The sequence below is a fragment of the Alkalibacterium putridalgicola genome (assembly GCF_900109825.1).
GTDB lineage: Bacteria > Bacillota > Bacilli > Lactobacillales > Carnobacteriaceae_A > Alkalibacterium > Alkalibacterium putridalgicola.
Map to the genome: position 1 here is coordinate 36,159 of NZ_FOBL01000021.1, position 10,366 is coordinate 46,524.

Genomic DNA, 10,366 nt, shown 5'->3' on the forward strand with positions numbered 1-10,366 from the left:
CGGTACAAGTGGCCGCTGTTGAACCTCTTACTTGTCTCGCAACGGTCTATTTGGCACAAGTTGATTGCAAATTTAACGTCACTTGTACCGAAAAGTGCACATAGTTCTTTAAGAAGGTAGATTTTGGCAGTCAAGCTGAAAAAATCATCTACACAAAAGCATTTCTATACCTGAAGTGACTAGAAGGAATAACTGGACTTGTATTAGCCTATTCAACAGGTGCTTTTCCAAAAGGTGTCTCATTGTGATACGTTTCATTTGGATATTAAAACCTTATAGTGGTAATCTCAAGTTAAATAAGAACAAAAGTTAGGAGGTGAAAAGAATAATGTCAGGAAAGTTTATTCATAATAAAGCGCCTCTTCTGATTGTCATGTCACCTTTTGTATTAGCAATGGCAAGCTGTGACGCAGAAGAGACGCAGGACGAAGCAGACATAGTAAAAGAAGTCAGTCGTGTAGATGAAGTGGTCGCAGAAAACGAACCGGAAGAGACCGAACAAATCGAAGAAACCGTGGTCGAAGAAGAGGATGAAGAAGCGTCGGAAGAACTGGACGTCGAAGAGAACGTTGAAGAACCGGAAGTTGAAGAGCCAGAGACCGAAGCAGAGACGGAAGAAGAAACGACAGTGGATCTGGGCAAGCGGACCAATCCGGTCCCATTAAACGAATCGATCCAGTTTACTGTTCAGATCGTTGATTATGAAGCGGAGGAGTATAACCCCGAGGAAGGTCTTTTAGAAGTGACGTTGAGCAACCTCATGAGCGGAGACGATGCCTATACATTCATTCCGGAAGAAAATCAGTTCAATGAGGAAGCACCCGAAGGCTATGAATGGATCGTGTTCGATATCGAGGCCACTTTGCTGGAAGGCGACGAGAACATACCGTATATGCCGATGCCGACGATCTCCACCGTTTCCGAAAGCGGCGCGGAATCCCCAGATGGGCACTATGCTACGCTGAATAATGAATTCGGTTACATCGATTTGTTTGACGGCGGAACGACCAGCGGCAAGCAGGCAGCGATCGCACCGGTCGAACCGGTCGACGAGCCGTATCTGATCAAATGGTCCGAAGACAGCACCGTGTTCTTTGATATAGAAGCAGGAGACGACCTTGGGGATGATGATCAGGAAACAGACACTGAAACCGAAGAGGCAGTTGCAGAGGAACCTATCGAAGCTGAAGTGGAAGAAACCGAAGAAACTGAGGAAGAATTGATCCAGGACGAAATGGTCGAGCCGGAGCGTATCTAAGGGATAGGCGAAGGAAACATACTCGAACCGGAAGTCATCGTGGAATTCCTGCAGGACGATGAAATAGGTCAGACGGCTGACATTCATTACGATGAAGACATTATGGCCGTTGCCGTCACCCCGCATGATCCGGCGATCGCCGATGCCTTCGTGTTCTCGGATATGCCTGAAGTCAAGGAAGAGTTTGAGCTTATGATCGACAGTTTTATTTACTTGAGCGAAGTAGTCTATCAAGCAAGCGAAGTCGGCGTCATCTTACTGAACCCACTGGACGATGACTATATTCTGTTGTGGCTGGAAGACGGCATCGTGCTATACAATACCGCAGATGACTTGTAAAGACAATAGAGGAAAAGGGCCTCAACTATGGGGCCTTCTTTTCATACATAGGGTGACAGATGTGCTATACTTTTAGATAACTCACACATACACGAACGGATATAAGGAGAGAATATTATGGAAAAAAAGATATTCACTGGACTTGTGCTGGGGGCCGGTCTGATGCTGTCAGGGTGCAGTCAGGTGGAGCCGATACTGGATGATGTCATTGAAGAGGAACTGTCCCAGACGACCGACGAGATCCGGAATGAAACGATCGATGAAGACGGCTATTACAGTTCCCCCGAAGACGTGGCTTTATATATCCATACATATGATGAATTACCGGATAATTACCTGACCAAGGAAGAAGCACGTGACCTGGGCTGGGAAGCCAGCGAAGGGAACCTGTGGGAAGTGACTGACGAGATGCTTATCGGCGGGGACTATTTTGGGAACCGTGAAGGCCTGCTTCCTGAAGAAGAAGGACGGGACTATTACGAAGCCGACGTCAATTATGAAGGCGGCTACCGCGGGCCCGAACGTCTTGTTTATTCCAACGATGGCCTGATTTACTATACCGACGATCATTACGACAGTTTCCAGCAGCTTTACGGGGAGGACGAGTAGATGAGAACAGTAAAATTAGACGGCGAGCGCATGACAAACAGAGAAGCTGCCCATCGCTATATCCAGGAACAACTTGATATCCCCAGTTACTTCGGCTACAACCTCGATGCCTTGTATGACGCCTTGAGTGTCTATGACAAAGACCTGTCGATCATGTTGATCAACAAACCCGAACTAATCGAACACTTAGGACCTTACGGTGATAGGTTGATCAATACCTTCAAGGATGTCGAGAAAGTGAATCGGAACGTTGGGTTTAAAGTGATTTAAGAGATGAAATTTTTCGCCCGGCGAAAAATAACAACTTAATTAAAGAAGTGAATGCTAATTACACGAAAACTCCTGAAGATAATGGCTAATCTTAAGGAGTTTTTGACTTTGTTCAGGTCACTTCTTAATATACAGCAGAAAAAACTCTTATATAATGTTTACTTTGTCAGTTACCTGACAAAATATCCACTTAGAATTAACTTTGTGGTGATTAAACAACTGTCTTAGTACCTATTATCAGTCACTGCGTCTGCATTACTTGATACTTGAGGAGAACCTTCCTCTACATCATCCGGGTGATTAGGTATTTCCGCATGATTCTTCGCCAGCAGCTTCTTAAAGGTGATAAAGAAGACGATGACGGTGATCGTGACGGACAAAAAGTCAGCGATCGGTTCAGAAACAAGGACTGCAAAGACTTTATTGTCCATGAATTGCGGCAGGATATAGATCAGCGGGATTAGTAAAATGATTTTTCTGAGCAAGGCTAAAATCAGTGACTGACGTGCCTGACCTAATGCAATCAGGGTCTGCTGGGTAGCGATCTGTGCACCTAAGACAAAGACGACGGCCATGTAAACATTGATGGAGGCAATGGTCGTTTCCATCAGGACCGGATCAGTCGTGAAGAATCGGATCAAGAAGCGCGGTGTCAGTTTCATGACCAGCCAGAAAAGTGTTGAATAGCCCATGGATAGTCCGAACAGCCAGGTGAAGGCTTTTTTGACGCGTTCATTATTCTGCGCACCGTAGTTGTAGCTGATGATCGGCTGAGCACCCTGCGTCAGTCCCGTAAGCGGCAACATCAAAGCCTGCATGAGGCTCGCGATGATCGTCATGGCGCCGACGTTGATGTCACCACCGTATGTCGACAGGGCCGTATTGAATGAAATGTTGAGTAAACTTTCGGTACTCTGCATGATGAAGGGTTAGATCCCTAGACTCAATACGCCGATCGCAAAGCCTTTATTTACTTTCAGGTGTTCCTTTTTGATTTTCAGTGTCGTCTTTTTGCCTAACAAGAAGTGCAGGACATAAATGGCCGACATCATTTGCGAGATGACTGTGGCGATCGCTGCACCTTGAACGCCCATATCGAAGCCGTAAATCAGGATCGGGTCGAGAACGATGTTGAAGACTGCCCCGATCAAGACAGCGAGCATGCTTTCTTTGGCAAAGCCTTGAGCTGAGATAAAAGGCGTCAATCCTAAAGCCAGCTGGACGAAAATCGTTCCGAGTGTATAAAGTTTCATGTAGTCCCAGGCAAAAGGTAGGGTCTCAGCACTGGCACCGAAGAGGACCAGGAGCTGTTCACCGAATGCGAGGAAGAGTACCGTCAGGGTGATGGAAATCAAAACCAGCATCACAACACTGGTTCCTAAGATCCGTTCGCCGTCTTCCTTGTTGCCTTGGCCCATTTTTATGGAAGCTAAGGGAGTTCCGCCCATACCGATAAAGTAGCTGAATGCCATGATAAGCATCACGATCGGGAAGGCGACGCCGACACCGGTCAGAGCCAGGGAACCGACTTCCGGGATGTGACCGATAAACATACGGTCGATCACATTGTAGAGCATATTGATGAGCTGGGCGACAATATTCGGGATAGATAAAGTTAAAAGCAGTTTCTTGACGTTTTCTGTGCGCAGACGCTCTTCAGTATTTGACATCTTCATTTAATCTTTCTCCTTTAAATCAATTATTTAGTTGTTGTCTTCAATGTTTAGTATCAGTCGAGCGAACTGATTTAAGTAGTCTCGGTTAGCCTGATTATCGTCAGGGAAGGAAATCGTCAGCCGTAGAATGGTACTAACTAGTGTTTCCTGGATCCGTCGTCGAGTCTGTTCGCTGTATGACTTGTCGGTTTCGCCAGAGAGTTCTTGAAAAAGGTCAGCATAGCGTGAAAATAGACCGTTCACTATTTTCTGATTCACGTCATCGCTGATGACCTTCTGACGGATCAGTTCATGACCGACCGCTTTTCGTTGGCTCATTTCAGAATACAAGGCATCGTGAAAGGCTAGCCACTTGGTCAGACTGTCCTTAGATCCATTAAGTACATCGTCTAATACTTGAAAAGACTGGTACCAACTGTACTGAATCGCTTTTGAGATCAGTTCCTCGCGGTCAGGGAAGTAGTTATACAATGTCCCGACGGCAATCCCGCTGTTTTTTGCGATCCGTTTCATACTCAGCTGGTCGATCCCGTCAGTCGTCATGACCGCCATCACGGCTTTGAATACTGACTGTTCGACATCTTTAATAATTTTGGGCATAAAAAAAGCACCACCTGATTCTAGTTGAATTTATTATGAATACAGATTCATTTTAAATGAAAATGAAAGCAACTGATTTTCTGAGAACGACCTTTAATTATAGTATTCGGAACATGTTTGATGAATATAGCGAGTCACTTGCACCGAATAGACTTATATGGAACAAGTGACCGAATGTATTTACTTTACTTGTGCCGAGAAACGTTATACAGCACAAGTAGCAGGAAATAATTGATACACTTGTACCTCGATTTTATAAATATTAATGAAATGAATCCAAATTAAAAGTATACTAGAGTATATATACTTATTTGGGTCCATGAACTTCTTTATACATAATAAGTAAAAATCCATTCAGCAGAAGAGGGAGATCGATGCTTTTTATACCATTAATGATTGTTCTGTTTGTGATAATCATTATTTTACTACCGAGTTATTTGAAATTTATAGATACTTCATATGAAAAAGCGAGTGGGAACAGTTTTTTCGAAATATTCTCAGATAAAGGTAATTGGGGAGAATTTAAGATATATGCTAAGCTGGAAACTATTCAGATAAAAAAATACTTGATGACTAATCTTTACATACCCACTGATAAAGGTCATACGACTGAAGTCGATTTGATTATGATCAACCAGAGAGGGATTTTTGTTTTTGAGTCAAAGAATTATAGTGGTTGGATATTTGGAGCTGAAAACCGTAAACAGTGGATGCAGACGTTTAGGAATGGCATCAAAAATCAGTTTTTCAATCCGATATGGCAGAATAAAGGACACGTTAAAGCTTTAATGACAGCAAGCGGTTTAGAGAATCCAAATTATTATTACTCTTATATCGTATTTGGTGACGACTGTACTTTAAAAGATGTCACTGTGCTGTCTGATGAAGTCAAAGTCATTAAGCAAAGTCAGCTGACACCATATTTAATTAGGGATTTAAAGTCCATGCCATCTATACTTACATATCAGCAAGTTAATACGATCTATGCTAATTTAAAAAGATATCAATTGGCAGATGATGCAACAAAAGCACTTCATGTTGAAAAGCTGAAAGCTATTCATAATAAATAATTTAATAGATTATAAGGGGAGAAAACGATGGGATTTAACAATGATGACTACTTAAAGGGGCAGATCGCCAAGCAGTACCGTGATCCGAAAGAATCGTCGGTGAAACAGACACTGGAATATGAACCGTTTGAAGTGGATGAAACGTTGATGGAAAAAGTTACTGGTAGTGATATCGAAACGCTGCAGACATTCGTTCGTGACGGGGAAGCGACTTATGTTGATATCGCTAAGTGTTATTGGAACCAGGTTTTAAAACACAAAGAGTATAATGCTGTGATCGCCTTGAATCCAGATGTAATGAAACAGGCAGAGACCTTAACTTATAATGAAGCTAACGACTTGATGTACGGGATGCCTGTATTGGTCAAGGACAATATCGCTACAAAAGATATGCCCACGACTGCCGGTGCAGCTGTGCTGAAAGACTATCAGCCAGAAGAGGACGCAGAAATCATCAAGCGGCTGAGAGATAAAGGGGCGCTGATCTTGGGCAAGACCAATTTATCCGAGTGGGCCAACTTCATGTCGACCGACAGCTCGAACGGTTATTCAGCCATCGGCGGACAGACGAAGAATGCATACGGCGAGTTTGATGTGGGCGGCTCAAGTTCTGGAAGTTCGGTGGCTGCCGCTCTTGGCATGGCACCAGTCACGATCGGTTCAGAAACATCGGGATCCATCATCTATCCGGCGAGTCAGAATGGTGTGGTCGGACTCAAACCGACATTGGGGCTGGTTTCTCAAGAGGGGATCATCCCGATATCAGAAACGCATGATACGGCGGGACCGATCACTAGAACCGTCAAGGATGCGGCTGTTTTACTCCAGGCGAAGACTGATTTGGAAGAAACAGCTGACTGGGATGCGAAAAGTTTATCTGGTATCAAAGTCGGCATCATAGACAATGAAACCTTAAAAGCCGTATACCGGTCTGAAGATGAAGAAATATTATCCAGAGTCAAAGGTAAATTGAATGAAGCAGGAGCAGTTGTTTCTTCTATGGAAATCGATGAAGAAGGGTTTAATGTCAATTACCTCAACATTCTGAAAAATGAATTCAATTTGGGTGTTGCATCCTATTTTGAGTCCAGTACCTTTACTTTAGATAACGTTCTGGCTTTCAACCAGCAGAATGAAAAAGACTTTGCACCATACAACCAGGAACTGATTCGTCAGTCGATCGAAGAAACCTACACCAATGAGGAAATGGCGGAAACGATCAGACAGAACCAACGATCGGCCAGGAAAGCCCTGGATAAAGCATTTGAATCAGTCGATCTTATAGTTACCTTGAGCAACTATGCGACAGTGCTGTACGCTGCGGCGGGCTATCCGGCGGTGACGCTGCCTGGGCACAAACGCTTGAGTGGCGAACCGGTCGGGGTGACTTTTATCGGCAAAGCAGATCAGGACATGACACTTCTTGAATGGGCGTATGCTTATGAACAGCATCTAAAATCATGATAACAGCTCATCTTTGTAGCTAAACCTTATGCTTTGATGTCTATTTCGTCAATTGCTATAATTAAGATAGTGAAGAACTTAGACAGGAGGAATTATTGTGGCAGAGAATGTATTAAGAGACCGTATATTGGAAATTTACAAGAGTGATGACGGGATCAACGAAAAGATCGCTGAACTGAAACCGGCTTTTCCAGATGGCGAAATCATCGACGATGTTGAAAAACTTTATGATGAAGGTAAACTCGCACTGCGTTCAGATGATGATTCCGGCAAGAAAGCCTTCCTGGATCGTCCCGAAGGCAGTCAGGAAATCACTTATTTCTACCCTGAAAAACTGAAATACAAAGGCTAAACCTTATGATTTAAAGAAGTGGCATCGGTGAGTGTAAGCTCGCTGATGCCACTTTTTCGTATGTGAGGGTTTTTTGTTGATTCTGGCATGGTTTATGACAGACTCAAGGAAAGAAGTGGGGTGGGTTTGTCGTTTCGAGGATGGCATGACAGACTGGGAAAGAAATGCTGTCTGAGCCTGTCATTTTCTTCATGAAATGACAGGCTCACTGAATTTTGATTATGAGCTAGTCATTTTAGCTGATAAATGACAAAGTCAGAGAGCAGAATGGGATGGGTTGGTCATGTTTCTCTTCGGATGACCAACGGGGCTCGTGATCTGTCTGCGACTTTGTCATATCTGCTTGATAATGACAGGGTCATATATTTTTTTCTCGTGGGCTTGCCATTTGAGGGCGCCGATGACTAGCTCAAAAGTTATTTTTAACTGACTTTGTCACAGTGAAATGAATGGAGACGATCTATTCGCAGCATTAACTAGAAATACGGCATTCGAGGCTGAAAAGTGTTCACTCACAGCTGACATATTTACTGACTGCGACCTTCCATAAGGAAAAATGTTGACTCAACATTTTATCATTAGATGAGTGCAACATTTAGCGTAGAAAAATGTCGACTGGCGCATTGCATTGCTCATCAGTACGACATTTCAGTCCCCAAAATGTTCACTCAGGTGGTTTTTGACGAATGAATGCGACATCTAGAAGAAAGAAGTGTCGGCTCGGAGATTCTACTTTCAGCGAGTGCGACATTTTCTTCGGATACATGCCCACTCAGCAAATGTATCGTTTGCGAGTGAGCAACAAAGCCGCATAAATGGAAGGATACCGTATCCGTATCTTAATAGCGGTATTCAATGTCAGTTATCAATAATCCTGCAAAAAAGAAGAGCGACCATTCTAAAAAAGTAGAATGGTCGCTTTTCTATTAACCTTAAAATTCTATTAACTCTTAATAGGTTGCTTCATGTTCAGTCGGTTCCCGCCTGTGCACAAGCAAGGCACCGAGGCCGGTTATGGCAACGATGAATCCAAAGATCCAGCCGATGTAAGGGATCAGCATCAGCAGTTCCAGTATGAAAAGACCTAAAAGGACGAGCAGGAATTCCTTACCGAGACTTTCCCGGTCGTAGGCTTTCAGGATGAGTGAACCGATAAACAGCGCCACGATGATCTTTGCAATATACAGCGCGATGCCATACAGCAGGGCAAGTATGATTCCCATCGGGATACCGATGAGAGTGACCATTAAAAGTATGATCAGAAACGGTGTGGCGATCAATGCCAGTAAACCGAACCCCATCGTTTTAAGAGGTATGGTGGAAATGGGTCTGGTGTTGTCCGTCCAAAAGTGAGGGCGCAGGAGTCGGATGACCAGCCAGACGACGAGTGCCGAAATCAGGCTCCATAAAGCAAACAATACTCTGAACAGCCATTTTTCCTGCTGGCCGATCGTCCATTCCATGTTGTCCCAGGGTTCTCTTTCGGTGTAATCAGTTTGACCGGCTACTGTTGCATTTTGAGACATATTCGCTTCGTTAGGGCTTTCGTAAATGAAATCTCCTTCGATAGAAGCCGAGTCGTTCAAGGTGATGTCTTCACCGGTCACATTGGCGTCCCCACCGATCATACTGTTGAGGGTGACAGATTCCCCTGCTAAAAAGAGGTGACGCGGGACTTCACCATATATCAGTACATCCATACCGGCTACAAAAAGATCACGACCTGTTTGAGCTTCTTGATCGATCGTGACTGTTTCTCCGGCAAGGAAGACTTCTCCGTCATTTTGACCACTGAAGCGGATTTTCTGGCCGAGTCCGTAGACGTTACCATTGACTTCACCGTTTACCCTGACCGATTCGCCGATGACGAAAAGGGCCCCATTAATATCGCCGTTGACTTCGATTTGATCGCCGGATGCAAACGTCGTCCCGTTGATGTCACCATCGATCTGGACTGTGTCTCCCGCAAAGAATCCGGGGCCGTCGATCGTTTCTCCTTCCTGATGCGTATGCCTGGCCTCGCGGTTGAACACGTGTGGCTGTGCTGAGACGGTACCGGCCATAACAACGAGTGAGAGTAAGAAAAAAATGATGACTGAAAGTTTTCGCTTGCTTAGTTTATTACTGATTTGCTTCATTATAATTGACCTCCTTTTTCTGAAAAACTGGACTGGCAGCTATTTAATCTTCATATAAAGGACACCTCTCTTGGTAAGTAAAAGTAACGTGATCGAGACAGGGATTACTGAGCGGAAGTAGATGATGGAATAAACGGATGAGAAGGTAGCGGACAGAAAGCCATCGTGACTATCTTTCTTGAGTCTATTTTACCACTATGTGAAAAAAAGTCGTTAGTGATAACGATCCTTTTCATACTAGGAAATGGTATTACGTCAATATCTTGGACACGATTTAAGAGAATTTCTTAATGAAACATGGACCCGTTTTGAGGCCTCAAGGTTTCGGTAAATGTTCTAACCGCTGACGCTTTTTAGAACATTTACCGAAACCATGAGGATAGCTAAAGTCTTTCTATTTAACCGTCCTATGGTTCCGTCTAACTTAAATGACTACTTGATCTAAGTATGCTTGCTCAATGGCCAGGGGCGTTCGGTTCCCAAGTGCCGAGTGGATTCTCTTCCGATTGTAGAAGGCTTCAATGTATTGAAATAATTCTCTATAAGCCGTATCGAAATCAGGATAATTCTTTTGGTAAACTTCTTCCTTT

Annotated in this window: 12 protein-coding genes; 7 read left to right on the forward strand and 5 right to left on the reverse strand. The window is 43.9% G+C overall.

The window, feature by feature from the left end:
* Positions 1–328: 328 nt before the first annotated feature.
* The 4 genes from BMX84_RS07995 to BMX84_RS08010 all read left to right on the forward strand — a co-directional run bounded on the left by BMX84_RS07995 (position 329) and on the right by BMX84_RS08010 (position 2,476).
* Positions 329–1,258, forward strand: a complete 930-nt coding sequence (locus BMX84_RS07995) for a hypothetical protein (RefSeq protein ID WP_091488702.1) — start codon at positions 329–331, stop codon at positions 1,256–1,258.
* Between the two features lie 39 nt (positions 1,259–1,297).
* Complete coding sequence (locus BMX84_RS08000; protein WP_091488704.1) at positions 1,298–1,597, forward strand: hypothetical protein; 300 nt, start codon at positions 1,298–1,300, stop codon at positions 1,595–1,597.
* Positions 1,598–1,714: 117 nt separating this feature from the next.
* Entirely contained in the window at positions 1,715–2,206 is a 492-nt protein-coding gene (locus BMX84_RS08005) for a ribonuclease domain-containing protein (RefSeq protein WP_091488706.1), read from the forward strand.
* Entirely contained in the window at positions 2,207–2,476 is a 270-nt protein-coding gene (locus tag BMX84_RS08010) for a barstar family protein (RefSeq protein ID WP_091488708.1), read from the forward strand.
* Between the two features lie 224 nt (positions 2,477–2,700).
* Here the strand turns inward: BMX84_RS08010 and BMX84_RS12635 are convergent, their stop codons facing one another.
* The 3 genes from BMX84_RS12635 to BMX84_RS08020 are packed head-to-tail and all read right to left on the reverse strand — an operon-like array spanning position 2,701 to position 4,752.
* Positions 2,701–3,396 carry an MATE family efflux transporter gene (locus BMX84_RS12635; protein WP_218142360.1) on the reverse strand — a complete coding sequence of 232 codons (696 nt, stop codon included), beginning with the start codon at positions 3,394–3,396 and terminating at the stop codon, positions 2,701–2,703.
* Positions 3,397–3,405: 9 nt separating this feature from the next.
* Entirely contained in the window at positions 3,406–4,152 is a 747-nt protein-coding gene (locus BMX84_RS12640) for an MATE family efflux transporter (protein ID WP_218142361.1), read from the reverse strand.
* Between the two features lie 27 nt (positions 4,153–4,179).
* Positions 4,180–4,752 (reverse strand): TetR/AcrR family transcriptional regulator, encoded by a 573-nt coding sequence (locus BMX84_RS08020; protein ID WP_091488709.1) that lies wholly within the window; start codon positions 4,750–4,752, stop codon positions 4,180–4,182.
* A gap of 374 nt (positions 4,753–5,126) precedes the next feature.
* Here BMX84_RS08020 and BMX84_RS08025 point away from each other — a divergent pair, with 374 nt between their 5' ends.
* From BMX84_RS08025 to BMX84_RS08035, 3 genes are all read left to right on the forward strand, one after another.
* Complete coding sequence (locus BMX84_RS08025; protein ID WP_091488711.1) at positions 5,127–5,822, forward strand: nuclease-related domain-containing protein; 696 nt, start codon at positions 5,127–5,129, stop codon at positions 5,820–5,822.
* A 27-nt stretch (positions 5,823–5,849) separates the two neighbouring features.
* Positions 5,850–7,286, forward strand: coding sequence for an amidase family protein (locus tag BMX84_RS08030; RefSeq protein ID WP_091488713.1), 1,437 nt, complete (start codon positions 5,850–5,852; stop codon positions 7,284–7,286).
* Positions 7,287–7,383: 97 nt separating this feature from the next.
* Positions 7,384–7,638, forward strand: coding sequence for a hypothetical protein (locus tag BMX84_RS08035; RefSeq protein ID WP_091488715.1), 255 nt, complete (start codon positions 7,384–7,386; stop codon positions 7,636–7,638).
* Positions 7,639–8,588: 950 nt separating this feature from the next.
* Here BMX84_RS08035 and BMX84_RS08040 read toward each other — a convergent pair.
* Together BMX84_RS08040 and BMX84_RS08045 are read right to left on the reverse strand one after the other, a co-directional pair.
* Positions 8,589–9,776: a DUF8173 domain-containing protein gene (locus BMX84_RS08040; RefSeq protein ID WP_091488716.1), complete on the reverse strand. Its 1,188-nt coding sequence runs from the start codon at positions 9,774–9,776 to the stop codon at positions 8,589–8,591.
* A gap of 424 nt (positions 9,777–10,200) precedes the next feature.
* The coding region (locus BMX84_RS08045) for an IS3 family transposase (RefSeq protein WP_143058698.1) at positions 10,201–10,366 on the reverse strand (166 nt) is incomplete at its 5' end.

Bases quoted from the DNA above. Each gene is read 5' to 3' on its own strand.
- BMX84_RS08010 (WP_091488708.1), top strand. From the start codon at position 2,207: ATGAGAACAGTAAAATTAGACGGCGAGCGCATGACAAACAGAGAAGCT.
- BMX84_RS08005 (WP_091488706.1), top strand. From the start codon at position 1,715: ATGGAAAAAAAGATATTCACTGGACTTGTGCTGGGGGCCGGTCTGATG.
- BMX84_RS08030 (WP_091488713.1), top strand. From the start codon at position 5,850: ATGGGATTTAACAATGATGACTACTTAAAGGGGCAGATCGCCAAGCAG.
- BMX84_RS07995 (WP_091488702.1), top strand. From the start codon at position 329: ATGTCAGGAAAGTTTATTCATAATAAAGCGCCTCTTCTGATTGTCATG.
- BMX84_RS08020 (WP_091488709.1), bottom strand. From the start codon at position 4,752: ATGCCCAAAATTATTAAAGATGTCGAACAGTCAGTATTCAAAGCCGTG.
- BMX84_RS12635 (WP_218142360.1), bottom strand. From the start codon at position 3,396: ATGCAGAGTACCGAAAGTTTACTCAACATTTCATTCAATACGGCCCTG.
- BMX84_RS12640 (WP_218142361.1), bottom strand. From the start codon at position 4,152: ATGAAGATGTCAAATACTGAAGAGCGTCTGCGCACAGAAAACGTCAAG.
- BMX84_RS08040 (WP_091488716.1), bottom strand. From the start codon at position 9,776: ATGAAGCAAATCAGTAATAAACTAAGCAAGCGAAAACTTTCAGTCATC.
- BMX84_RS08025 (WP_091488711.1), top strand. From the start codon at position 5,127: ATGCTTTTTATACCATTAATGATTGTTCTGTTTGTGATAATCATTATT.